Below are 24,501 nucleotides of genomic sequence, written 5' to 3'. Positions count from 1 at the left end.
GGCACAAACCCCGACTGCCATGAACCCCGACTGTCCCGAAGTTCGATCGCCCCAACCCCGACTGTCTCGAAGTCCGATTGCCCCGAAGTCCGACTGTCCCGAAGTCCCTTTCACAGCTAGGAGAACCCCGGCCATGCCCCCCGCAGCCCGCACGGGCGACAGCACCGCCCACGGCGGTCTCATCGGCACCCCGCCCCCGGGTGCGGTGGCCGTGGCCACCGTGTTCATCGGCGGCCGGCCGGCGGCCGTCACCGGGAGTCTCCACGTGTGCGTCATCCCCCCGCACGCCCTCCTCGGGCCGGGCAACGTGATCATGCCCAACCCGGCCGGCGCGCTCACCGGTCAGGTGCTCATCGGCGGGCTGCCCGCCGCCCGGATGATGGACAGGACCAGCTGCGGCGCGCCCATCATCAGCGGTGCGCCGAACGTCCTGATCGGGGGCCCGATGTGAGCGGCGGCGGATTCATCGGGCGCGGCTGGGCCTTCCCGCTGCGGGTCGGGTCGACGGGCGGGATCGCGCTGGTCGAGCGGGACCGGGAGATCGAGGAGGCGATCCGCCTGATCCTCGGCACCGCCCCGGGCGAGCGGCCGATGCGCCCGGAGTTCGGCTGCGGCATCCACGACTACGTCTTCGCGCCCGGCGACGGGGCGACGGCCGGGCGGATCGCGCAGGAGGTCCGCACCTCGCTGGAGCGGTGGGAGCCGCGCATCGAGGTGACGGACGTGGTGATCGCGTTCGACGGCATCGAGGACGGCACGCTCTACATCGACGTGCACTACACCGTGCGGGCCACCAACGACCTGCGCAACCTCGTCTTTCCCTTCTACACGATCCCGTCGTCGGAGGGCTCTTCCGAGAGCTCGTCCGGGGCCGCTCGGGAAGCGGGAGCGCTCTGATGCCCCTGCCCTCGCCCAATCTGGACGACCGGCGCTTCCAGCAGCTCGTCGACGAGGCCAAGCGGTACGTCCAGCAGCGCTCCCCCGAGTGGACCGACCACAACGTGTCGGACCCCGGGGTCACGCTGATCGAGACGTTCGCCTACCTGGTCGACCAGTTGCTGTACCGGCTGAACCGGGTGCCGGACAAGAACTACGCGGCCTTCCTCGACCTGCTGGGCGTGACCCTGTTCCCGCCGGCCGTGGCGCGGGCCGAGATCGACTTCTGGCTGTCCGCGCCGCAGCCGGAGACCGTGCACCTCCTCGCGGGCACCGAGGTCGCCACCGCGCGCGGGGAGGCCGAGGAGCCGGTGGTGTTCTCCACCTCCGACGACCTGCCGATCGTGCCGAGTTCGCTGGTCCGGCTGGTCACCGCCCCGGTGTCGGGCGAGCAGACGGACCGGACGGGACCGCTCGGCGCGGGCAAGGACATCCCGTGCTTCCAGGCCCGGCCCGAACCCGGCGACGCCCTGCTGTTCGGGCTGCCGACGGCCGTGCCCCGGTGCATCGTCGCCGTCCGCCTCGACAGCCGGGTGGAGGGCGTGGGCGTGGACCCGCGTCAGCCGCCACTGGTGTGGGAGGCGTGGGACGGGGCCCGCTGGGTGACGTGCGCGACCGGCACCGACAGCACCGGCGGGCTGAACAGGCCCGGTGAGGTCATCGTGTTCGTGCCGGCCGGGCACACCCCCTCCGTCGTGGCGGGGACCCGGGCGGGGTGGCTGCGCTGCCGGGTCACCGCCCCGGAGCCGGGCCAGCCCTTCTACTCGGAGTCGCCGACGATCCGGGAGGCCGAGGTGTTCACGGTCGGCGGCACGGCGGCGGCTGAGCACGCGGAGACCGTCCTCGACGTGCCCCTCGGGGTGTCCGAGGGCGTCGCCGGGCAGCGGTTCTCGGTCAGCCGGGCGCCGCTGCTGCTGGACGGGGAGCCGCCGGTCGTCCAGGTGTCGACGGACGAGGGCTGGCAGGTGTGGACCCCGGTCGAGCACTTCGGCGCGTCCGGTCCGGGCGACCGGCACGTGCGGATCGACGCCGTCGCCGGGGAGTTCGCGTTCCCGCCGGAGGTGCGGGAGCCGGACGGCACGATGCGCGCGTACGGCGCGGTGCCGGAGAAGGGCGCCCAGCTCCGCGTCCCGCGCTACCGGACGGGCGGTGGCGCGGCGGGCAACGTCGCCCGGGGTGCGATCTCCGTGCTGCGCAGTTCGGTGCCGTACGTCGCGGGCGTGAACAACCGTGAGGCGGCGACCGGCGGCGTCGACGGGGAGACCGTGGAGAACGCGAAGGTCCGCGCGCCCAACATCCTGCGGGTGCAGGAGCGGGCGGTGACAGCCGAGGACTACGAGGTCATCGCCCGCGAGGCCGCGCCGTCGCTGCGCCGGGTGCGGTGTCTGCCGGCCGTGGCGGGCGAGGCCGGTGCGGTACGGGTGCTGGTGGTGCCCGACGCGACCCCCGACGAGGACGGCCGGCTGCGGTTCGAGCAGCTGATCCCCTCGGACCCGGTGCTCGCGGCGGTCACCGAGCGGCTCGACGAGCGGCGGCTGGTCGGCACCCGGCTGCTCGTGGAACCCCCCGCCTACCAGGGCGTCACGGTCGTCGCCCGGCTGGTGGCCGCGCCCGGCGATGTGGACCGGGTCCGGGTGGAGGCGCTGGAGGCTCTGTTCCGGCACATCGACCCGTTGCGGGGCGGGGCGGACGGCCAGGGGTGGCCGTTCGGCAGGCCCGTGCAGTACGGGGAGGTCTTCGCCGTGCTCCAGCGCGTGGAGGGGGCCGGTCTGGTGGAGGACGTCCGGCTGTTCCCGGCGGACCCGATCACCGGGCGGCGCGGGACGGCGGTGGACCATGTCGACGTGGCGCCGGGGGCGTTGGTCTTCTCGCACCAGCACCAGGTGGTGGTCACCGCGAACGGGGCCGGTGAGGGCGTATGACGCGGGCCGCGATACCCGGGCTGCCCAGCCGGTACCCGATCGGCGAACTGCTGCCCGCCCTGTACGCGGACGACGACCTGGCCCAGCGGTTCACGGCGGGCCTGGACACGGTGCTGGCCCCGGTCCTGTCCACCCTGGACAACCTGCCCGCCTACTTCGACCCGTCGCTGGCCCCGGCCGACTTCCTGCCCTGGCTGGCGTCCTGGGTGGGCGTCGAGGCCGATCCGGCGTGGCCGGTCGAGCTGCGCCGGGCGGTCGTCGCCCGCGCCGTGGAGCTGCACCGGTGGCGCGGCACCCGGCGGGGTCTCGTCGAGCGGCTGCGGCTCTGCTGCGGTGTGCACGCGGACGTCCGGGACGGCGGGGGCGCCACCTGGTCGGCCGAGCCGGGCGCGGCTCTCCCGCCGCCGCCGACCGGTGAACTGCTCGTCCGGGTCTGGCCGGTGCGCGAGGGCGTCGCGGTGGACGCCCGCCGCGTCCTGGACGTCGCCACCGCCTCGTGCCCCGTCCACCTCACCTGCCGGGTGGAGGTCCTGCCGGGCCCGCCCGGAGAGCCCGAACAGACAGGAAGCTGACGTGATGCGTTCGTGCCCGGCGTGCGGTACGGCCAACGGCGAGAGTGACGACTTCTGCGGCAACTGCGGCGGCTACCTGGGCTGGTCCTCCCAGCCGACACGGCCGAAGCGAGCAGCGGTTCCGGACCCTGAGCCGGAACCGGAACCGGAACCGGAACCGGAACCGGTCCGGAAGCCAGAGCCGGAGCCGACCGCTGCTGCGGCGGCGGCGGCGGAAGCGGAAGCGGAAGCGGCGGAGGCCCGCCCCGGGCCCGCGCCGACCCCGATCCCGTTCCCGGCCCCGGCCGGGCCGCCGACGCCGACGCCTCCGCCCGCGACGGACCCGGGCCCGTCCTCCCCCGCACCCGCGCCCGACGCGCCGGAGCGGCCCGGACAGCCGCCGCGCCCCGAACCAGCGCCCTCGGAACGCCCCGAGCCGCCCGCGCGCCCCGCCCCCGAACGACCGCCGGCGCCGCCCCGGTCCGCTCCCGCGCCCGGGCGTACCGCGACGCCTCCCGCTCCCGCGCCCACCCCCGTACCGCCGCAGCCCACCGCGTCGCCGGCGCACCCCGTGCCGGCGACTCCGCCCGTGCCTCCGGTCCGGCCCGCCCCCACCCCCGTACGTCCCGGAATCCCGGCGTCCGCACCGGTCGCCGCACCGGCTGCCAGGAGCGCGTCCGATGGGGACGGGGGAGACGAACCCATCGGGGCGGTGCGGCCGGCCAAGCCCGTGGCCCGGCGGCCCGTCGTGCGGCCGGTGGAGGCGGACGAGACGCCGGACGGTCCGCCCTGCCCCGCCTGCGGCACGCCGAACCTGCCGGGGCGGCAGTTCTGCCGGCGGTGCGCCGCTCCGCTCCGGACCCGGGAAGAGCCCGCCGCCCTGCCGTGGTGGCGCACCGTGTGGCCGTTCCGCCGCCGGGTACGCGGCGGTTCGGGCCGGGCGCTGCGGCGGACGCTGCTGATCCTGGTCGTGGCCGGGCTGCTGGTGGCCGGCTTCCTGTTCTTCCCGCTCGGGCGCTACGTCTACGAGGACGTCCGGGACAAGCTCGGCGGCACGCGGGAGATCAGCCCCACCGGGGTGACCGCCAGTGCCTCGGCCCCCGGCCGTCCGGCGAGCGCGGCGATCGACAGCCTGACGAACAGGTACTGGGGCGCGCCCGCGCTCGGCGCGTCGCTGACCGCCACGTTCCGGACGCCGTTCCGGCTGGTCGGCGTCGTGGTGTACACCGGTGTGTCGAAGGAGCCGCAGGAGTTCCGGCGGGGCGCGCGGCCGACCCGGGCCGAGCTGATCGTCACCACGAAGGACGACAAGGTGCACAGGAGGACGGTGACCCTCAACGACAAGCCCGGCAAGCAGGAGACACGGTTGGGCGTCAGCGACGTCGTCTCCGTGGAGCTGGTGCTGCGGGAGGCCGCCGGCCAGGGCGCGGGGCGGCCGATCGCGGTCGGCGAGGTCGAGTTCTTCAAGCGCACCTGAGCAGGCGCGCCCGAGCCGGAAGCGGCCGCACCCCGAGCCGGCAGCCGTCACTCCGCCCATCCCACGACACTCCCGGTCCCCCTCCCGACACTGCCGCACCGAGGACCCCGCGAGGACGCCAACTGCCCAGTAGCGATCAGGGAGTTATGAACGATCAAACATTTTCGGTCACAAATGGCTTCCCTCCGCGCCCCCACCCGGGGTTGACTGGGCATCACCCATGGTGACGCGCCCGCCCATCGGCTCGCCGCCCCTGCCCCGACGCCCCGGGCTCCCGGCGGAGGAAGGAAGCCGGCAATGGCACTCCGACCTCGCATGTCGCCCGCGCCGTCCGGCCGCCGGGCTCGCGGCAGCCGCCTCCGGGCAGGCACGTCCCCTGCCCGATCACCCGGAATGCGACGTTCACATCGTCCGCCCGCATTCATCAGTCGAGGGGCTGCAATGAGCCATATCACGTTACCGGCGTTTCACATGCCGTTCCAGAGTGCTGGGTGTCATCCAGGCCTGGCGGAAACCCGCGAGGCAGCCTGGGAATGGGCCGAATCCGAGGGGCTCCATCTGTCCCTGCCGGCCCGGAAGAAAATGATCCGGACACGCCCGGAACTGTGGATTTCGCTCATCTTCCCGCAGGCCTCACAGAAGCATCTCGACCTCTTCTGTCAATGGCTCTTCTGGGCCTTCCTCGTGGACGACGAGTTCGACGACGGCCCGGCCGGACGCAATCCACTGATGTGCGAGACGGCGATCACCCGCCTGGTGGACGTCCTCGACGGGGCCGCGCCGAGCGGGCCGATGGAGCGGGCGCTCGCCGGGCTGCGGGACCGCACCTGCCGCGGCCGGTCGCCGCAGTGGAACCGGCAGTTCCGGCGGGACACGGCCGCCTGGCTGTGGACGTACTACGCCGAGGCCGTCGAGCGCGCCGCCGGGCAGGTGCCGAGCCGGGCGGAATTCGCCAAGCACCGGCGGGATTCGGTCGCCATGCAGCCCTTTCTCTGCCTGCACGAGATCACCGCCGGAATCGACCTCCCGGATTCCGCCCGGAGTCTGCCCGCGTATATCGCCCTGCGGAACGCGGTCACCGATCATTCCGGTCTCTGCAACGACATCTGCTCCTTCGAGAAGGAAGCCGCTCTCGGGTACGAGCACAACGCCGTACGGCTGATTCAGCGCGACCGGGGCTGCACCCTCCAGGAAGCGGTCGACGAGGCCGGTGTCCAACTGGCCCGGATCGCCGAACGGGTGCAGCGGGCGGAAAAGGAACTGATCGAGGAAATCGAGGCGGCGGCCATCGGCGGCCCGACCCGGGCGGCCCTGGAGCGCTGTGTCCGGGACTACCGGGGCCTCGTACGGGGCGATTTCGACTACCACGCGCGCGCCGAGCGCTACACCCGCCCGGATCTGGTGGAGCTGGACGAACGCGACTCGCTGTCCCAGCACTTCGCCGCCTGAGTTCCCCCGCCCGCGACGACCGCCTCCGCCCCGCCGGGCGGCCCGGACGTTTCCTGCCGGACGGCGGCGGGGTGGAGGGGGGTCCGGTCCGATCGCATGGAAGACTGAGGGCCGCAAGCATGTCCCGGGTCGCCCCACCGGCCGGGCCGACGGAGACGCCGTGCCCCCGGTCAGCGACTGACCGGCCGGAATGCCCTGCCTTCCAGCCAGCGTCGTCCCCGGGAAATCACACGTGAGAGCACAGCGAAGAGTCTGGACCACGGCCGCCGTCACGACGGCGGCCGTGGCGGGTGTCCCGGTCTTCCAGGGCGTGACCGGCACCTCCGACGCCGACCGCGACGGGCGGGCGGCGGACGCCAAGTCCGCTCCGGAGAAGGCCGATGTGCACCGCACCGCGCTGAAGACCTCGCCCGACGGCGGCTCCGCGTCGCTCGCGCGGCGCGACAGCGAACCCTTCAGTCTGCTCGGCGTCACCTGGACCGATCCCACCGCCCGGGTGACCGGGAGCGTCGAGGCCCGTACCCGCTCCGCCGCCACCGGCGAATGGACCGGCTGGCTGCCCCTGGACACCGAGATCGACGGCCGCACCGAGACCGGCCGGTCCGGCGTCCGCGGCACCACCGAACCCCGCTGGGTCGGCCCCTCCAACGGCGTCGAGGTCCGCGTCCGCGCCGGTGACGGCGCCCGGGCCGGACTGCCCGACGGGCTGCGGCTCGACACGGTCGACCCGGGCGGCGACACCACCCCGCTGGTCGCCGAACCGGCCGCGTTCAGCGTCGAGGAGACCCCCAGCGAGGAGCCCCCCGTCGCCCCGCCCACGGAGGAGCCGGTCGAGGAGCCCACGGAAGAGCCCTCGCCCGCCCCGACCACCCAGACGCCGGCGCCGCCGAGCCCCACGCCGAGCCCGAGCACCGAGTCCCCGACGCCGTCCGAGTCGCCGACGACGCCCACCGGCTCCCCGTCGCCGACGCTCCCGCCCGTCCCGCCGTCCACCGTTCCCCAGCCGCCGATCGTCTCCCGGGCGGCCTGGCAGGCCGACGAGTCGCTCAGCACCGAGGCGCCCGACTACCTGGACCGCGTCAAGGCCGTCTTCGTCCACCACACGGCGCAGACGAACGCGTACTCCTGCGCCGACTCGGCGGCCATCGTGCGCGGTCTGCACACGTACCACGTGGAGTCGAACGGCTGGAAGGACCTCGGCTACAACTTCGTCGTCGACAAGTGCGGCACGGTGTTCGAGGGCCGCAAGGGCGGTGTGGACCGGCCCGTCATGGGAGCGCACACCTACGGGTTCAACCGGGACACCACCGGCATCGCCGTGATCGGCATGTACACCGACACCAAGGCCGCCACCGCCGCGACCACCTCCGTCGCCCGCGTCGCCGCGTGGAAGCTCGGCCAGTACAAGGGCGACCCGGCCGGTTCCGTCCAGCTCACCGCAGGGGCGAACGGCGGCAACTTCGCCGGCAAGTCGTTCGTCGCGAGCACGGCCTACCCCTTCCAGCAGATCTCCGGCCACCGGGACGGGTTCAACACCGAGTGCCCCGGCGGCAGTCTCCAGGCCCAGCTCCCGGCCATCCGCTCCCTGGCCGCCGGACCCGTCACCGGTCTCACCATCACCTCGGTGACCGGGGCGAGCGCCGTCGGCTCCTCGTACTACACCCGGTCGAAGATCACCGTCGGCTGGAAGGCGGCCACGCCCTCCGCCCTCGTGAAGGGATACGAGCTGCTCGTCGGCGGAAAGCCGGTGGCCACGGTCAAGGGCAACGTCACCTCGGCCCCGGCCACCCTCGCCGCCGGCAAGCACTCCGTGCAGGTCAGGGCCGTCCACCAGTCGGGGAAGACCTCCCTGTCGCCGGTCGCGACCGTGGTCGCCGACATCGCACCGCCGGTCTTCTCCAGCAAGCCGGACCTCACCCTGCGCGTCGGCACGGTGAACGCCACCGCGGTCCCGCTCACCCTGAAGTGGAAGGCCACCGACGCCGCCTCCCTCAAGGAGGTCCGGCTGACCGCCCCCGGCGCGAAGACCTACGGCCCGACCACGAGCAGCGCCTCGCACACCGCGAAGCCCGCCAGGGCCACCGCCTGGAAGATGACGGCGTACGACCGCGCGGGCAACACGGCCGCCGCCTCGGTCTCCGGCACCCCGGTGATCCTCCAGGAGTCCGCCGCCAAGAAGGGCGGCAAGTGGACCACGAAGTCCTCCGGCAGCTACCTGGGCGGCGAGTCGTACTCCAGCAGCGCCAAGGGCGCGAGTCTGACCTGGACGTTCACCGGCCGGTCAGCCGCCTGGGTGGTGTCGCGGGCCGCCACTTCGGGGCAGGCATACGTCTACGTCGACGGGAAGAAGGCCGCCACGGTGGACCTGAAGTCCTCGGCCACCAAGTACCGGCAGGCGGTCTGGACGAAGTCCTGGTCCTCCAGTGCCAAGCACACGGTCAAGATCGTGGTCGTCGGCACGAAGGGCCGCCCGACGCTGACCACGGACGGGCTGGTCTACCTGAAGTAGCCGCCCGGACCACCGCGAGAGGGGTGGGCACGCACCATGTCCGACAGCGTGGCGGGGACTCCCCCGCAGGTGAGGACCGTGCACGGCACCGTGCGCGGTGCCGTGGAGCGGGGCGTCGCGGTCTTCCGCGGCATCCCGTACGCGGCCCCGCCGGTGGGCGCGCGCAGGTTCCGCGCGCCCGGTCCCCCCGAGCCGTGGACGGGGGTGCGCGAGACCGTGGCGTACGGTCCCACGGCCCCGAAGCGGCCCTACGCCCCGCCGCTGGACCGGCTGCTGCCGGATCCGGCGGTGCCGGGCGACGACTGTCTGAACCTGAACGTGTGGACGCCGTCGCCCCGGCGGGGTACGGCCGGGCTGCCGGTGCTCGTGTGGATCCACGGCGGCTCGCTGGTGCACGGCTCCTCGGCGGTCCCGGTGTACGACGGTTCCGCGTTCGCCCGGGACGGGGTGGTCCTCGTCTCGGTCAACTACCGCCTGGGCGTCGAGGGCTTCGGCGTCTTCCCGGACGCGCCCGCCAACCGGGGGCTCCTGGACCAGCTGGCCGCCCTGGAGTGGGTGCGCGACAACATCGCGGCGTTCGGCGGCGACCCGGACCGGGTGACGGTGGCCGGGGAGTCGGCGGGGGCGATCAGCATCGCCGCTCTGCTGGCCTCGCCCCGGTCCGCGGGGCTGCTGCGGCGGGCGGTGCTCCAGAGCGGGGCGCCCGCCGCGCTGCCGCCCGCCGCCGCGCGCGGGACGACCGAGCTGATCGCGAAGCGGCTCGGGGTCCCCGCGACCGCCGCCGCGCTGGCCGCCGTGGACCCGGAGGCGCTGCTCACCGCGCAGACCGGGGTCACCGGCGGCGGGAACCCGCTGACCGGCCGCGACTCCTTCCAGCTGGTCGTGGACGGCGAACTGCTGCCGCACGACCCCGTGGAGGCGCTGCACGCGGGCGCGTCCGCCGGGATCGACCTGCTGCTGGGGACGAACACGGAGGAGTACCGGCTCTGGTTCGTGCCCGGCGGGCTCACCGAGAGGATCAGCGCGCTGCGGCTCCGACTCGCGCTGCTGAAGTTCAAGGTGCCGGGCGCCACGGCCCGCGTCTACCGCGCCAACCGCCCGGACGCCACCCCCGGTGAGATCCTCGGGGCGCTCGCGACGGACCTGCTGCTGCGGGTCCCGCTCAACCGGCTGGCCGACGCCCGGAAGGACGCGCCGGGCACCACGTACGTGTACGAGTTCGGCTGGCCCACCCCCGTACAGCGCCTCGGCGCCTGTCACGCGCTGGAGCTGGGCTTCGTCTTCGACACGCTCGCCCACCCAGACACGATGGCCCTGACCGGCCCGGACGCCCCGCAGGAGCTGGCGGACGCGATGCACCGGGCATGGGTGGACTTCGCGACGGGCGGGGACCCGGGGTGGCCGTCCTGGGACGCGCGGCGGCCCGTGAGGGTCTTCGGCCCGGGCGCTCCGGAGCTGGTCCTGGCCCCGCGCGACGACGAGTTGCGCGGCTGGAAGCCGTACCGGCGCTGAGGCCGCACGGAGGTCCCGTACGGATCGGGCCGGGGAGGCTCAGCGCTGCCGCGCGGTGCCCGCGGGTGGTGCGCTCAGGCGCAGCCGGGTGAGGACGGCGGGGCGGGCGAGGCCGGGCATGATCAGGGCCCACATGGCGCTGACCTGCTGGTGCAGGGCGTCGCGCTCGTCGAGGGCGAGTGCCAGGAGCTGCACTCCGCTGTAGCAGCCGACGATGGTCCGGGATGCCTCCTCCGGGGTGACGTGGTCCTGGAGCTCGTCGGCGGCACGGGCCGATTCGAGGACGGCGGTGACGGCCCCGAGCGGGCCCGCGTAGCTCTCGGCGGTCAGGTAGGGGCCCGGTTCGATCGACAGGCGCACGGCGGCCCGCAGGACGGGGTCCTCCAGGATGCCGGCGGTGTAGAGGTGGCTGATGTCGATCAGCGCCTGGAGCCAGACCTTGGGCGCCGGGCCCGAATCCGCCTGCTCGGAGATGTGCTCGAAGAACGCGTGCTGGCGGTCCAGGATCGCGTTGCCGAGCTGTTCCTTGCCCTCGAAATGGCGGTGGAAGGCGCCGCTGGAGACTCCGGCCCGGCGCAGGATCTCCGGGGTCGACGCTCCGGCGTACCCGGCGCGGTCGATCACGACTCCGGCGGCCTCGACGAGCCGCCGGACCGTCTGTTCGCCGCGGTCCTGGCTCTCCCCGTGCTCCTGCATCGCCGTGACGCCTCCCTCGGTCGCCTCCGACGCTACCCGGGGGCCCGGCGACACGCTCCCGGTACGCGACCGGATGTCGGGCATCCGTCCTTCTCAAGGCCGCAGGGAGATCCAGTGCGGGTCGGGGACGACGGTGAGGATCGCCGACACCACCACGACCAGGCCCAGGACGACCTGTTCGCGGCGGGCCAGCAGGTGGGCGATCGACGGGTCGGTGTCCCGGAGCATCCGCCGCCGGGCCGCCACCGCGAGCGCGCTGACCACGGCCATCAGCGCGAGCTTGACCAGCAGGGTGCGCCCGTAGGCGGAGGTGAACACCACGTCCAGCGGCAGCCGGCGCAGGGTCGACGCCGTGCCGGTGGCGGCGAGGGCGACGTACAGCCAGATGGCCAGGCGCGCGTACCGGCCGAGCAGGGCGCGGGCCGCGACGGGTGAGCCGCGCCAGAGCCACATGGTGCGCAGTACGTACAGCAGGCCGCCGGTCCACAGCGACGCGGCGGTCAGGTGGACGACGGTGAGCGCGGCGCCGAACTCGGGGCTGTACGCCTCGGGATGGGCGCGCAGGGCCTCCGCGCCGATGACGAGGGCGAGCGGGGCGAGCGCGAGGGCCGGGCGTCGGCTCGCGGCGCAGAAGGCGGCGAGGAGCAGGCCGTTGGCGATGAGGAGGAGCAGTCCGCCCTCGCGGGTGCCGTAGGTCTCGGTGATCCCGAGATCGCTGACGGCGGCGAGGCGGACGATCTGCCCGGCCGCGGCGGCCGCCCCGGCGAGCGAGGCGTACACCGCCCAGCTCCGTACGGCGGTGCGGGGGCGGCCCCGGACGGGCCGGATGAGCTGCGGGGCGAGGAGTTCGCCCAGGTGGAGGGCGAGCGCGGCGAACAGGCCGGTGCGGAGCACGGTGGTGAGCCCCGCGCCGGGTATCCGAAGCTCCCCGGTGCCGCGGGCCACGAGTCCGGGACCGAGCAGGGCCACAAGGAGCGCGAGGAGGCCTGCGGCGCTCAGCAGGAGAGGGGTGGTCCAGGAGCGTCCGGCCCGCGGCCCGGACGGCCCGCCGGGTATCCCCCCGGCGAAGGGCGCGTCGTCCGTCGGCGCCGGCGCGGCCGCCGCCGCGGGCAGGCCGGGCACGGTCGGCGCGGCCGGGTCGGCGGGGGGTCCGGAGAACATCACGGCCCGATCCTCGCCGGTGGACAAAGACACAGCAAGCCGCGCACAGCGGGTGGGACCGCTGGAAGGCGCCCGGAAAGGGCCGTAACGGGGTCTCTTCGGACGTGTCCGGCGGCGGCCGGGCCCCGATGGACGCGGGACCGGCCGCCGCGGCCGATCAGGCCTTGTTCTGCGAGGCCCAGAACTCGTCGAAGGTGAGCAGGCCGTCGCCGTTGGCGTCGTGGGCGTTGATGATCGCCTGCGCCACCGTCTCGGTGACGAAGGGGTCGCCCAGCTGGGCCATCGCGCTCTTGTACTCGACGGCCGTGATGAGCCCGTCGCCGTCTCGGTCGAACCGCTCGAATGCCGTCCGCGCCGACTCGATGTCCGCCACAGTTCCGCCCCTTCGTGATGCCGAATGTCAGAGATCAGATTATCGGGCCGTCCGGGTGACATCGGCGGCCGGTCGGCCCAGCAGCTCCGTGGCCGTCACCGCGCGCAGCCCGCGGCGGCCGATCTCGGCGAGAAGCAGCGGCAGCGCGTCGACGGTGACCGGCCGGCCGAGACTCAGCTCCACCACCGATCCGTTGCGCAGCTCCCCCGCGACCTTCCGGGTGACGGCGGCGACGCGGGTGGCCGCGTGGTCGAGCGACTCCACGTCGCAGCCGAGGACATGGGGGTAGCCGGCCCGCTGGGCGAGGCGCTGGAGGAGCGGGGAGGCGTACGCGGTGGGCGAGGGACGGAACCAGGTGCCGATGGACCCGGTGAGCCGGCGCAGTCGCCGGGCGCACGCGGTGATCTCCTCGTACGCGGCGCGTTCGTCCAGGGACGCGAGGTCGAGGTGGTGCTCGGTGTGGTTGCCGATCTCGTGGCCCCCGTCGAGGATCCGGCGGGCCAGGCCGGGGTGTTCGGCGAGCCAGGCGCCGACCGCGAGCACCGTGACGCTTGCGCCGGCCTGTTCGCACCGGGCGAGCGCGGCGTGGGCGAGGTCCGGGTCGCCGCGCCCGTCGAAGGTGAGGGCGACGCGGGGCCGGTCGCGGGGACCGTGCGCGATCCGGAAGGGCAGGCCGGGGAAGCGGTGCGGGGCGGGGGCGGCGACCCGGGAGGCGGCGGAGTGCGGAGTCACGGTGGCGTCGGTGGCGGGGACTTCGCCGGGAGGACGGGTGACGGCCGCGGGTCCGGCGGCTCCGCCCGGCCCGTCGCTCCGGGCGCATCCCGCGGCGAGGACGGCGGCCAGCGCCCCGGCCCCCGCGCCCAGCGCGTTCCGGCGGCCCATCGGGGCCCTGTGTCCATCCATGCCCGACCACCTCGCGTTCCACGGGTTCCCTCGGTTCCCGGGACACAGTAGAGGCGCGATGGGCGAGATGGGCTGATTGAGCAATTCATCAGATGATCAATGAATCATTCAGGCACTGCCATAAAGATGCATGGAATGCCAGGCGAGTGACCGAGCACACCTACGATTCAACCGAAGAATGCCCGGTTGTTCCATAAATATACCGACAAGTCGCTTTGGCTCCAGGGTCGCCCGTCTGCCATAGTCGGAGTCACGACCCCCATTGACCCGGGCACAGGTCGTCTCCAAGCGGCCGTGGACACACCCCCCATTTCACGGCCCCCGCCAGAAGCCCCCGCAGCGCCGCACCACGGCCGACCGGGGGCTTCTGCGCATCCGGGGCGACAGGGGCGCCAGGACGGTCGGGGCAGCCAGGGCGGGGGCGGGGCAGGGCGGTCAGCGGTCGGAGATGCGCATCTCGAACCAGGTGGTCTTGCCGCGCGGCAGCAGATCCACCCCCCAGCGGTCGGAGAGCTTGTCGACGAGGAAGAGCCCGCGACCGCTGATGTCCATCTCGCGCACCGGCATCAGACACGGCAGCCCGCGCGAGGGGTCGCCCACCTCGATCCGGATCCAGCCCCGGCGACGGACCATCCGTAACCCGAAGGACCGGGCCCCGGTGTGGCGCACCGCGTTCCCCACGAGCTCGGAGACGAGGAGCACCGCGTACTCGGCGGTCTGGGACGAGAGGCCCCACTGGCGGAGCACGACGCAGGAAGTGATGCGCCGGGCCGTCGCCGCCGACTCCGGGCGGGACGGCAGCCGAACCTCCCCCTCGGTCGGATTTCCGAACAACTCCAGCGCCTTGAACGCCTGTTCGTCATCCATGGTCGACGTCCAGCGTGCCGCGGTCGCGCTGCTGCGCGGTCGCGGCTGATCCACACCCTCCAGGCCCGCCATGCCCACCATCATGGCCGCAGGCATGCCCTTCCGGGGCCGTTCCGGAGGAATCCGCACCCCGGAACAGCCCCTGACGCAGAAGGCTTTTGGCATATGCCTCTGGCAGAACAGCTCCCCGAACGGCCCCGTTGAGCTGCGGCGATTCCCTTCCCGACGAGGACGGCCGGGCCGAAGGCGACACCGGGCCTTAAGGTTGCCTTAAGGCCCGGATAATCCGCTCTGACGGATGAACTCCCCGCGCGGGGCCGCCCGACCCGACTACCGGGCCACCCGTTCTGACTACCGATCAGCCGAAGGTGGCCTTGCCCGGACCTTCCTCGACGAAGCTGCGCATACCCCGCTCGCGGTCCTCGGTGGCGAACAGACCGGAGAACCAGTTCCGCTCGATCGTGAGCCCGGTGTCGATGTCCGTCTCCAGCCCGGCGTCGATCGACTCCTTGGCCGCGCGCAGCGCCAGCGCGGGCCCCTTGGCCAGCTTGGCGGCCCAGGCGTGCGCCTGCTCGTGGACCTCGGCGGCGGGGACCACCCGGTCGACCAGACCCAGCGTCAGGGCCTCCTCGGCCTTGACCATGCGGCCGGTGAAGATGAGGTCCTTGGCCCGGGAGGGGCCGATCAGCCGGGCCAGCCGCTGAGTGCCGCCCGCACCCGGGATCAGGCCGAGGAGGATCTCCGGCTGGCCGAGCTTGGCGTTGTCCGCGGCGATCCGGAAGTCGGCGCAGAGCGCCAGTTCGCAGCCGCCGCCGAGCGCGTAGCCGGTGACGGCGGCGACGACCGGCTTGGGGATGCGGGCGACGGCGGTGAAGGCGTCCTGGAGGCCCTTGGACCTCAGGACCATCGCCGTGTGGTCCATCGCCTGCATCTCCTTGATGTCCGCGCCCGCGGCGAACACCTTCTCGCCGCCGTAGAGGATCACCGACCGCACGTCCTCGCGCCGGGTCGCCTCCTCGGCCAGCTCCCGCAGCCGGTCCTGGATCGCCACGTCCAGGGCGTTCATGGGCGGCCGGTCCAGGAGGATCGTGCCGACGCCGTCGCGTACTTCGAGGGTCACAGTCATGGAGGCAGGTTAACCAGTGCTAACGCCGGCGGGCCCGGTGCTGTTGGTCACAGCACCGGGCCCGCCGGGTCGATCGGGGAGCGGAGGGAAGTCCTACTTCTTCCACTCCTCCCAGTCCATGTTCCAGCCGTTGAGCCCGTTGTCGGGCTGGATGGTCTTGTCGTGGGAGTTCTTCACGATGACCACGTCGCCGATCAGCGACTTGTCGTAGAACCAGGCCGCGGGCGTCTGGTTGTCGTAGCCGCCGCGCACATCCCGCAGACCGACGCAGCCGTGGCTGGTGTTGCTGTTGCCGAAGATGGAGGACGCGCCCCAGTAGTTGCCGTGCAGGAAGGTGCCCGAGGTGGACAGCCGCATGGCGTGCGGCACGTCCTTGATGTCGTACTCGCCGCCGAAGCCGACGGTGTCGCCGTTCATCCGGGTCACCTTGAGCTTCTCGCTGATGACCATCTGCCCGTTGTACGTGGTCGTCGCCGGGGCGCCCGCGGAGATCGGGATGTCCTTGATCTGCTTGCCGTCGCGGACCACCTTCATCCGCTTCGCGCTCGCGTCGACGGTGGAGACCTGGCTGCGGCCGATGGTGAACGACACCTTCTTGGCCTGCTTGCCGTAGACGCCCGGCCGGCCCTCGACGCCGTCGAGGTTGAGGTCGACGGTCACCTTGGTACCCGCCGCCCAGTACTTCTCCGGGCGGAAGTCGAGACGGTCGTTCCCGAACCAGTGGCCCTCGATCTCGACGGCCGGCTCGGCCGTCACCTTGATCGCCCGCTCCACCGCGTCGGGGTCGGTGATGCCCCGGGTGAAGTTGATGGAGACCGGCATGCCGACCCCGACGGTCGAGCCGTCCTCCGGCGTGTAGTGCCCGATGAAGGTGTTCGCCGGGACGAGCGTGGTGAAGGTGGTGTCCTTCGCCGACTCGCGTCCCTCCGCGTCCTTCGCGACCGCGTGCACCGCGTACTTCGTGGCGGCGGCGAGGTGCCGCTCGGGCGTCCAGCTCGCGCCGTCGGCCGCGATCTCGCCCTCGATCTCGCCGCCCTTGGGGTCGGAGACCTTCACCGTGGTCAGCTTGCCCCGGGTGGCGCCGATCTTGAGCGCGCCGCTGGTCGCCACGGACTCCGCGCCGTCCTTGGGCGCGATGGTCACCACCGCCTGCGAGGCGGTCGTGTCCTCCTTCTTCGCGCTGCCCGCCGGCCCCTTCTTGTCCCCCGCGCCGGTGTCGCCGCCGCCGCACGCCGTCACCAGCAACAACAGCGCTCCCAGAACCAGGGCCGAAAGCCCCGGTCCGCCGCGCCGCTTCCCGCTCGCCCCGGCCGATGCCCCCGATATCGGCTGCCCGTTCACTGTGGTCGTCTCCCCTCGCACGGCCCGGCTCCCGCCATGGCCCGCACCCCCGCGCGCCGAACATGCGCGCCGCCGCAAGATAATCACATCGCGAGTGGGGTGAACTCCCTCCGGAATGTCACCGTTCCGTACCAGTGGCCCGGGGAGCTGCGCAGGTGGCGCGGGGTGCGGGGTGCGGGGTGCGGGGTGCGGGGTGCGGGGTGCGGGGTGCGGGGTGCGGGGTGCGGGCACAACGTGACGGGCCCCGGGGCGTCAGTGCAGGGCGGAGCCGGCCTTCCACTTCTTCCAGCCGAGGTTCCAGCCGCTGAGCCCGTTGTCCGGGGCGACCTTCTTGTCCTTCGAGTTGACCACCTCGACCACGTCGCCGATCAGGGTCCGGTCGAAGAACCAGCCGCCGGGCGTGGAGCCGCTGCCGCCCTTGGCGTCCCGCAGCCCGACGCAGCCGTGGCTGACGTTCTCCGCACCGAAGACGGAGTCGTCGGCCCAGTAGTTGCCGTGCAGGAAGGTGCCGGACTCGGTGAGCCGGATCGCGTGCGGCACGTCCTTGATGTCGTACTCGCCCCTGCCCTTCTTGTCCGTGAAGCCGACCGTGGCCCCGTTCATCCGGGTCACCTCGTGCATCTCGGTGACGACCATCTTCCCGTTGTACGTGGTCGTCTTCGGGGCCCCCGCGGTGATCGGGATCGTGTCCACGAGCTCTCCGTCCCGGCGCACCTCCATGGTCTTCTCCTCCGCGTCGACCCGGGAGACCTGGGAGCGGCCGACCGTGAAGACGACTCTCTTGTCCTGGCTGCCGTAGACCCCCGGGGCGCCCTCGACGTCGCGCAGCCCGATGTCGACGGTGACCTCGGTGCCGGGCTTCCAGTACGTCTTGGGGCGGAAGTCGAGCCGGTCCTTGCCGAACCAGTGGCCGGAGACCTCCACCACCGGGTCGGACGTCACCCGGATGGCCTTCTCCACCGCGGCCCGGTCGGCGATCGGGCGGTTGAAGGAGAAGGAGACGATCATGCCGGTGCCGACGGTGGAACGGTTCTCCGGTTTGAAGTACCCGATGAAGCGGTGCTCGGGGACGAGCGTGGTGAACGTGGAGTGCCGGGCGGAGCGGCGGCCCGCCCCGTCCACGGCCACCGCGTCGATGCTGTACTTCGCGGCGAGGGCGAGCCGCCCCGCGGCCGGCTCCGGCTTCCAGGACCTCCCGTCGTCGGCGATGCGCCCGGCCACCGTCTGCTGCCGCGCGTCCTCGATCCGCGTGACCCGCACGCTCTCCAGCCGCCCGTCGGGGACCTTCACCGCGATGCGGGTCTCCTCGCCGACGTCGTCGGCGCCGTCCTCGGGGAAGACGCTGATCGCGTCGCCGGAGGATCGCCCCTTGCCGTTGAACACGGCCTCCCGGGCCTCGGTGCAGCCGGCCAGGAGGGCCAGCACGGTCAGCAGTCCTGCCCATGTCAGCACGGCGGCCGAGCCGGCCCGTGCGCTCTTCGCTGTGTGGTTCACGCTCCCCCCAACGACCGGGGCCGCTCGGGGGAAACGTGAGTGCGGGCCGTCCGGTGGGCAGAACAGAGGGGAGGACTACCCGAAGAGGCCGTGGCCGGGACGCCGCGCGCCACTCGTAGGTGCCCGTCCCACGAGCCGCGGGAGGCGACACGGTGTCCAGCGCAGCCGAGCAGGAGGCAGTACAGGATCCGGAAGCGGTGGCCGGCGCCGGGGCGGGGAACGCGGAGGCCCACCGCGTCGACGCCGCCCGGGACGGGGCGCCGTCCCCCGCCGTCTGGCCCGGGGCCCCGATGCCGCTGGGGGCCCGCTTCCGGGTCGGCCCGGACGGGGTGGCGGGGACCAATTTCGCACTGTGGGCGGGCGGGGCGGAGGCGGTCGAGCTGTGCCTGTTCGACGAGCGGGGCGCGGAGACCCGCTGTCCGCTGACCGAGCTGACGCATGAGATCTGGCACGGCTTCGTCCCCGGGGTGCGCCCCGGGCAGCGTTACGGCTACCGGGTGCACGGCCGCTGGGACCCGTGGACGGGCGCCCGGTGGAACGCGGCGAAGCTGCTCCTGGACCCGTACGCCCGTGCGGTCGACGGGACCTTCACCCTGCCGCCCGAGGTCTACGGGCACGTACGGGACTGGCCGGACCAGCATGTGGCCGACACCGTGCGGGACGACCGGGACTCGGCGCCCTTCGTGCCCAAGGGCGTCGTCGTCCGCGACGACGACGACTGGGTGGAGGACCGCCGCCCCAAGACCCCGTGGGCCGACTCCGTCATCTACGAGCTGCACGTGCGCGGCTTCACCAAGCTGCACCCGGACATCCCGCCCGAGCTGCGCGGCACGTACGCGGGGCTCGCGCACCCGGCCGCGATCGAGCACCTGACGCGGCTCGGGGTGAGCGCCGTCGAACTGCTCCCGGTGCACCAGTTCGCCCACGAGGACCATCTGCTGCGGCGCGGGCTGCGCAACCACTGGGGCTACAACTCCATCGGCTACTTCGCCCCGCACGCCGGCTACTCCGCCTCCGGGACGGCGGGCCAGCAGGTCGGCGAGTTCAAGCGGATGGTGCACGCGCTGCACGAGGCCGGGATCGAGGTGATCCTCGACGTCGTCTACAACCACACCGCGGAGGCGGGCGAGCTGGGCCCGATGCTGTCGCTGCGCGGCATCGACAACCGGGGCTACTACCGGCTGAGGGACGACCCGCGGCGCTACGCCGACTACACCGGCTGCGGTAACACCCTGCACGTGGTGCAGCCGCAGGTGCTGCGCCTCATCACCGACTCGCTGCGCTACTGGGTCACCGAGATGGGCGTCGACGGCTTCCGCTTCGACCTGGCGGCGGCGCTGGCCCGTTCGATGCACGACGTCGACATGCTCTCCCCGTTCCTCGCGGTGATCGCGCAGGACCCGGTGCTGCGCCGGGTCAAGCTCATCGCCGAGCCGTGGGACGTGGGCAACGGCGGCTACCAGGTCGGCGCCTTCCCTCCCCTGTGGACCGAGTGGAACGACCGCTACCGCGACGCGGTGCGCGACTTCTGGCGCGGCGCGCTCCCCGACGTACGGGATCTCGGCTACCGGCTGACCGGCTCCAGCGACCTGTACGCCTGGGGCGGCCGCCGCCCGTACGCCTCGGTCAACTTCGTCACCGCGCACGACGGCTTCACCCTGCGCGACCTGGTCAGTTACGAGCAGAAGCACAACGAGGCCAACGGGGAGGGCAACCGGGACGGGACGAGCGACAACCGGGCGTGGAACTGCGGGGCGGAGGGGGAGAGCGACGATCCGGGGATCAACGCGCTGCGCCGCCGTCAGCTCCGTAACCTGCTGACCACCCTGCTGCTCTCCACCGGGGTGCCGATGCTGGTGGCGGGCGACGAGATGGGCCGGACGCAGGGCGGCAACAACAACGCCTACTGCCAGGACAACGAGACCGGCTGGCTGGACTGGTCGCTCCTGGAGGAGCCCGCGTGGCGGGAGCTGACCGAGCTGACGGCCCGGGTGCTGACGCTGCGCCGGGCCCACCCGGTGCTGCGGCGCCGCGCGTTCTTCTCCGGCCGGGCGCAGGCCCCGGACGGACTGCGGGACCTGGCGTGGTTCGCCCGGGACGGCCGGGAGATGACGGAGGGCGACTGGTACGCGCCGGCGGCCACGCTCGGGCTGTACCTCTCGGGCCGGGACATCCCGGGGCGGGACGCGCGGGGCGAACCGGTCACCGACGACAGCTTCCTGGCGGTCCTGCACGCGGGCGCGGAGCCGACGGTCTTCGCCCTGCCGGGAGCGCCGTGGGCGATCACGTACGAACTGGTCCTGGACACCTCGCGGGAGGAGCAGGCCGAGGCTCCCGGCACGGTCCTGGACGGCGGTACGGAGATGGCGGTGCCGGCCCGTTCGGTGCTGCTCCTGCGGGTGACGGCGTAGGAGGGCGGGGCCCGGGTCAGCCGAGGATGCCCCGGTCGTAGCCGACGGCGACGGCCGCGGCCCGGTCCTTGGCGCCCAGCTTGGCGAAGACGTGGGTGAGGTGGGTCTTCACGGTCGCCTCGCTGATGAACAGTTCGGTGGCGATCTCCCGGTTGGTGGTGCCCCGCGCCACCAGGACCAGCACCTCGCGCTCGCGGGCCGACAGGGCGGTCCCGACGGGGTCGGCGGCGGGGGTGCGGACCCTGGTCATCAGCCGGGAGGCGACGGCGGGCGACAGGACGCCGTGCCCGTCGGCGGCGGCCCGGACGGCCGCGAACAGCTCCTCGCGCGGGGCGTCCTTGAGGAGGTAGCCGGTCGCGCCCGCCTCGATCGCGGGCAGGGTGTCGGAGTCGGTGTCGTACGTGGTGAGCACCAGGACCTTCGAGCGGGCGCCGCGCCGGGTCAGCTCCGCGATGGCCGCCACTCCCCCGCCGCCCGGCATCCGCAGGTCCATCAGGACGACGTCGGGGTCGAGTGCCTGGACGACCGCGAGGGCGTCCACGCCGTTCGCCGCCTCGCCGAGGACCTCGAATCCGGGTGCGGCGGCGAACATGCCCCGCAGCCCGTCCCGGACGACCGGGTGGTCATCGACGACGACGAGGCTGATGGTGCGGGCGGCGGGCTCGGTCATGACCGCACCGTACGGCGAGCCGGAGGCGTCTGGCCAGGGGCCGCCGCGGTGCTGTTCACGGGGTGCCTGACCAGGGGGACCCTGGCCGACACCGCCGTGCCGCCGCCCGGTTCCGACTCCACCTCGACCGCGCCCGCGATGCGCTCGGCGCGGGCCCGCATCCCGCCGAGGCCGAAGCCGCCGGTGCGGTCGGCCGGAGTGGCGGCGGCGGGGTCGAAGCCGCGCCCGTCGTCCCGTACGTCCAGGGTCAGTTCGTCGTCCATGAAGGACAGCGTCACCCCGACCCGGGAGGCCCCGGAGTGCCGCCCGGCGTTGGAGAGGGCCTCGCCCGCGATGCGCAGCAGGGTGGCGGCGATCTCGTCGTGGACCGGTTCGACGGTGCCGGTGACGGTGAAGTCGGCCCGTACGCGGTGCTGTTCGGCCCAGTCGGCGACGGTCTTCTCCAGCGCTCCGGCCAACTCGTCGTGCTCCAGGGCGACGGGGGCGAGGTTGTGCACGGAGCGGCGGGCCTCGCCGAGGCTGTGGCGGGCGAGCGCGGCGGCCCGCCCCAGGTGGACGCGGGCGGTCTCCGGATCGCGGTCCGTCAGGGAGGTGACGACCTGGAGCTGGGCGATGATCCCGGTGAGTCCCTGGGCGAGGGTGTCGTGGATCTCGGCGGCGAGCCGGCGCCGCTCGTCGTCGACCCCTGCCTCGCGGGCCTGGACGAGGAGTTGGGCGTGCAGGGCCGCGTTCTCCGCCATGGCCCCCTCCAGCCGGAGGTTGGTGCGCTCCAGCTCGGCGATGGTCTCGACCTGGATGCGGGCCTTCTCCTCCTCCCGCATGCCGACATGCCAGAAGAAGAGGGCCAGGGCGGCGTTGACGATGTAGAGCACGCAGAAGGCGACCCAGTTCGTCAACGAGGCGGGCGGCAGACCTCCGCTCTGCGAACCGGCCAAGGTGACGGCGGTGGTGAGCACCCCGACGCGGACGAAGCGCTTGGGCAGCAGGGGCTCGATGTCGAAGTAGCTGAGCGCCGCGTAGATCGCGAAGAACGGGTTGAGCCAGGACAGCACGAACGCCAGGACGGTCCGGGCGCCGTAGTAGGCCACCCCGGCCGGGGCGCCCGGAGCGGTACGCGGGCGGGCCCGTCCCCACCAGAGCTGGAGCCCGTACGCCGCCACGACGAGGCCCCCGGCGACGTACGTCTCGGTACGGGTCATGATCAGGTCGGCGGCGACGCCCCCGACGAGGACGGACAGGGTGAGAACGGCGTAGGGCCCGTACCGGTAGAACTGCTCCCAGCGGTCCTCGATGGTGCGGGGCCCTGTCGCACCCGAGGGGTACGAGGAGCGGGGCGGCGACGTCATTCCGGCAGTCTCCGTCACTGCCACCGGAAGAGTCGAACGGCCGCGAAGCCCAGAGCCGCGGTCCACAGGGCGAGGACCAGGAAGTGGATCCAGCCCGGCCAGCTCCCGGCCGCGGCCTGCTCCAGCGCCTGGGAGGCGGCCCCCAACGGGGTGATCTCCACGATGCGGCGCAGGGCGTCGGGCATCGTCCGGACGGGCAGCCACACCCCGGCGCTGAACATCATCACGAGGTAGGCGCCCGTGCCGAACGCGGTGGCCGCCTTCGCGGTCCGGGACAGGGCGCAGATGACGGAGCCCAGGGTCAGCACGGCGGCGACGGCGAGCAGCAGCGCCAGCAGATAGCCGGGGAGCTGTTCGGGCAGCGCGACCCCGTAGGCGATCCGGCCGACGACGGTGACGAGGAGCGCGGAGGCGAGGCAGGCCGCGCCGTGCAGCAGGATCTGGGCACAGAGCAGGGCGGAGGGCCGCACCGGGGTGGCGGACATCCGGCGCAGGATTCCGCGCTCGCGGTAGGCGGCGAGGACCGGCGGCATCGCCTGGACCGCCGCCGTGATCATGGCGAGCAGGATCGAGATGGGGACGTACAGGTCGATGACGCGCCGTCCGCCCAGGTCGTCCCGCGCCTCCTTGAAGGCGGGGATGAAGCCGAGGATCACCAGAAGAACGGAGGGGAAGGCGAAGATCCAGAAGAGGTTGCCCGGTTCGCGGAGGAAGAGCCGGGTCTCGGCGATCAGGACGGCGGCCGCGGGACCGCGTCGCCGGGCGATGCGGGACCCGGGGGCCGTGGCCGGTGCGGTGGCGGTCTCGGTCGGCATGTCAGAGGTCCTGTCCGGTGAGGTCGAGGAAGGCTTCGTCGAGGCTGGTCTCGGTGATGCGCAGCCGCTGGGCGGTGACGCCGAGTTCGGCGAGCAGGGCGACGAACGGGGTGACCGTCTCGTCGGTGCCGTGCAGCGTGAGCGCCCCCTCGCGGTCCGGCGGGGTCACGGTCGCGACGCCGGGAAGCGCGGTGAGCCGGGTGAGGTCGGGACCGGTGAGCGCCCGGGAGGGCACGAAGGAGAGCACGGTGGAGCCGGTGGCCCGCCGGATCAGCCCCGCCGGGGTGTCCAGGGCGACGACCCTGCCCCGGTCGATGACGGCGATCCGGTCGCAGAGGCGCTGGGCCTCCTCCATGAAGTGGGTGACGAGCAGGACGGTCACCCCGCCGTCGCGGATCTCCTCGATGAGCTTCCAGGTGTCGCGGCGGGCGCGCGGGTCGAGGCCGGTGGTCAGTTCGTCGAGTACGACGACCTTCGGGTTGCCGATCAGGGCGAGGGCGATGAACAGGCGCTGCTTCTGGCCGCCGGAGAGCTTGGCGAAGCGGGTGGTGAGCCGGTCCGCCAGGCCGAGCCGGTCCGCGAGCGGCCGCCAGTCGGCGGGGGCCGGATAGAAGGCGGTGTACAGCTCCAGCGCCTCCCGTACGGTCAGTTTGGCCTGGAGCTCGCTCTCCTGGAGCTGGGCGCCGAGCAGCCGCGTCACCCGGTCGTGGTCGGCGACGGGGTCGAGCCCGGCGACCCTGATGGTGCCCGCGTCGGGGATGCGCAGGCCCTCCACGCATTCGACGGTGGTGGTCTTGCCCGCCCCGTTGGGGCCGAGGATGCCGAAGATCTCCCCCTCGTCGACGGAGAAGGAGACGCCGTCGACCACGGCACGGCCGGCGTAGGTCTTGCGTACCCCGTTGACTTCGATGATGGCCATGTCCACCAGGGTTCCGGCGGTCG

General features: G+C 73.2%; 21 protein-coding genes. 9 read left to right on the top strand and 12 right to left on the bottom strand.

All coding sequences use genetic code 11. From position 1 onward, the window contains the following. Window positions 1-133: 133 nt before the first annotated feature. From AC3CH1_RS19565 to AC3CH1_RS19530, 8 genes are all read left to right on the top strand, one after another. A complete protein-coding gene (locus tag AC3CH1_RS19565; RefSeq protein WP_265599242.1) occupies window positions 134-451 on the top strand; it encodes a PAAR domain-containing protein in 318 nt (105 codons plus the stop codon). Continuing rightward, the gene (locus AC3CH1_RS19560; RefSeq protein ID WP_488464105.1) at window positions 448-897 is read left to right on the top strand and encodes a GPW/gp25 family protein; all 450 of its coding nucleotides are present in this window, start codon (window positions 448-450) and stop codon (window positions 895-897) included. The genes AC3CH1_RS19565 and AC3CH1_RS19560 overlap by 4 nt, the downstream gene beginning before the upstream one ends. After that, window positions 897-2,858 (top strand): putative baseplate assembly protein, encoded by a 1,962-nt coding sequence (locus tag AC3CH1_RS19555; protein WP_488464104.1) that lies wholly within the window; start codon window positions 897-899, stop codon window positions 2,856-2,858. Before AC3CH1_RS19560 ends, AC3CH1_RS19555 begins: the two co-directional genes overlap by 1 nt. Next, a complete protein-coding gene (locus AC3CH1_RS19550; RefSeq protein WP_098021952.1) occupies window positions 2,855-3,430 on the top strand; it encodes a phage tail protein I in 576 nt (191 codons plus the stop codon). Before AC3CH1_RS19555 ends, AC3CH1_RS19550 begins: the two co-directional genes overlap by 4 nt. Window positions 3,431-4,121: 691 nt before the next feature. After that, the gene (locus tag AC3CH1_RS19545; protein ID WP_488464103.1) at window positions 4,122-4,886 is read left to right on the top strand and encodes an NADase-type glycan-binding domain-containing protein; all 765 of its coding nucleotides are present in this window, start codon (window positions 4,122-4,124) and stop codon (window positions 4,884-4,886) included. A 582-nt stretch (window positions 4,887-5,468) separates the two neighbouring features. Further along, the gene (locus AC3CH1_RS19540) at window positions 5,469-6,335 is read left to right on the top strand and encodes a terpene synthase family protein (RefSeq protein WP_488464102.1); all 867 of its coding nucleotides are present in this window, start codon (window positions 5,469-5,471) and stop codon (window positions 6,333-6,335) included. Window positions 6,336-6,567: 232 nt separating this feature from the next. Continuing rightward, a complete protein-coding gene (locus tag AC3CH1_RS19535; RefSeq protein WP_488464101.1) occupies window positions 6,568-8,844 on the top strand; it encodes a peptidoglycan recognition protein family protein in 2,277 nt (758 codons plus the stop codon). Window positions 8,845-8,880: 36 nt separating this feature from the next. Then, window positions 8,881-10,356, top strand: coding sequence for a carboxylesterase/lipase family protein (locus tag AC3CH1_RS19530; RefSeq protein WP_488464100.1), 1,476 nt, complete (start codon window positions 8,881-8,883; stop codon window positions 10,354-10,356). Between the two features lie 39 nt (window positions 10,357-10,395). On the opposite strand, the gene AC3CH1_RS19525 is transcribed toward AC3CH1_RS19530, so the two are convergent. The 8 genes from AC3CH1_RS19525 to AC3CH1_RS19490 all read right to left on the bottom strand — a co-directional run bounded on the left by AC3CH1_RS19525 (window position 10,396) and on the right by AC3CH1_RS19490 (window position 18,317). After that, on the bottom strand, window positions 10,396-11,052 hold the full coding sequence (locus tag AC3CH1_RS19525; RefSeq protein WP_488464099.1) for a ScbR family autoregulator-binding transcription factor: 657 nt from the start codon (window positions 11,050-11,052) through the stop codon (window positions 10,396-10,398). A 93-nt stretch (window positions 11,053-11,145) separates the two neighbouring features. Beyond that, window positions 11,146-12,213 (bottom strand): CopD family protein, encoded by a 1,068-nt coding sequence (locus AC3CH1_RS19520; RefSeq protein WP_488464098.1) that lies wholly within the window; start codon window positions 12,211-12,213, stop codon window positions 11,146-11,148. A gap of 157 nt (window positions 12,214-12,370) precedes the next feature. Further along, window positions 12,371-12,586 carry an EF-hand domain-containing protein gene (locus tag AC3CH1_RS19515; RefSeq protein ID WP_488464097.1) on the bottom strand — a complete coding sequence of 72 codons (216 nt, stop codon included), beginning with the start codon at window positions 12,584-12,586 and terminating at the stop codon, window positions 12,371-12,373. A gap of 39 nt (window positions 12,587-12,625) precedes the next feature. Further along, the gene (locus tag AC3CH1_RS19510) at window positions 12,626-13,489 is read right to left on the bottom strand and encodes a polysaccharide deacetylase family protein (protein ID WP_488464096.1); all 864 of its coding nucleotides are present in this window, start codon (window positions 13,487-13,489) and stop codon (window positions 12,626-12,628) included. A gap of 435 nt (window positions 13,490-13,924) precedes the next feature. Then, complete coding sequence (locus AC3CH1_RS19505; RefSeq protein WP_488464445.1) at window positions 13,925-14,440, bottom strand: ATP-binding protein; 516 nt, start codon at window positions 14,438-14,440, stop codon at window positions 13,925-13,927. Between the two features lie 274 nt (window positions 14,441-14,714). Then, a complete protein-coding gene (locus tag AC3CH1_RS19500; protein ID WP_403754303.1) occupies window positions 14,715-15,482 on the bottom strand; it encodes an enoyl-CoA hydratase/isomerase family protein in 768 nt (255 codons plus the stop codon). Window positions 15,483-15,575: 93 nt separating this feature from the next. Beyond that, a complete protein-coding gene (locus AC3CH1_RS19495; RefSeq protein ID WP_488464095.1) occupies window positions 15,576-16,823 on the bottom strand; it encodes a L,D-transpeptidase in 1,248 nt (415 codons plus the stop codon). 252 nt (window positions 16,824-17,075) lie between these two features. Beyond that, window positions 17,076-18,317 (bottom strand): L,D-transpeptidase, encoded by a 1,242-nt coding sequence (locus tag AC3CH1_RS19490; RefSeq protein ID WP_488464094.1) that lies wholly within the window; start codon window positions 18,315-18,317, stop codon window positions 17,076-17,078. A 152-nt stretch (window positions 18,318-18,469) separates the two neighbouring features. On the opposite strand from AC3CH1_RS19490, the gene glgX reads away from it, so the two are divergent. Further along, window positions 18,470-20,728 carry a glycogen debranching protein GlgX gene (gene glgX / locus AC3CH1_RS19485; RefSeq protein ID WP_488464093.1) on the top strand — a complete coding sequence of 753 codons (2,259 nt, stop codon included), beginning with the start codon at window positions 18,470-18,472 and terminating at the stop codon, window positions 20,726-20,728. Window positions 20,729-20,744: 16 nt separating this feature from the next. Here the strand turns inward: glgX and AC3CH1_RS19480 are convergent, their stop codons facing one another. The 4 genes from AC3CH1_RS19480 to AC3CH1_RS19465 are packed head-to-tail and all read right to left on the bottom strand — an operon-like array spanning window position 20,745 to window position 24,478. Further along, complete coding sequence (locus AC3CH1_RS19480; protein ID WP_488464092.1) at window positions 20,745-21,398, bottom strand: response regulator; 654 nt, start codon at window positions 21,396-21,398, stop codon at window positions 20,745-20,747. Beyond that, on the bottom strand, window positions 21,395-22,744 hold the full coding sequence (locus AC3CH1_RS19475) for a sensor histidine kinase (RefSeq protein ID WP_488464091.1): 1,350 nt from the start codon (window positions 22,742-22,744) through the stop codon (window positions 21,395-21,397). Before AC3CH1_RS19475 ends, AC3CH1_RS19480 begins: the two co-directional genes overlap by 4 nt. Window positions 22,745-22,758: 14 nt before the next feature. Then, window positions 22,759-23,559: an ABC transporter permease gene (locus AC3CH1_RS19470; protein ID WP_488464090.1), complete on the bottom strand. Its 801-nt coding sequence runs from the start codon at window positions 23,557-23,559 to the stop codon at window positions 22,759-22,761. A 1-nt stretch (window position 23,560) separates the two neighbouring features. After that, window positions 23,561-24,478 carry an ABC transporter ATP-binding protein gene (locus AC3CH1_RS19465; protein WP_488464089.1) on the bottom strand — a complete coding sequence of 306 codons (918 nt, stop codon included), beginning with the start codon at window positions 24,476-24,478 and terminating at the stop codon, window positions 23,561-23,563. Between the last annotated feature and the right edge of the window lie 23 nt (window positions 24,479-24,501).

The sequence above is a fragment of the Streptomyces sp. MGP-P1 genome, assembly GCF_057766565.1.
This window is presented reverse-complemented; position numbering and strand designations above follow the sequence as displayed.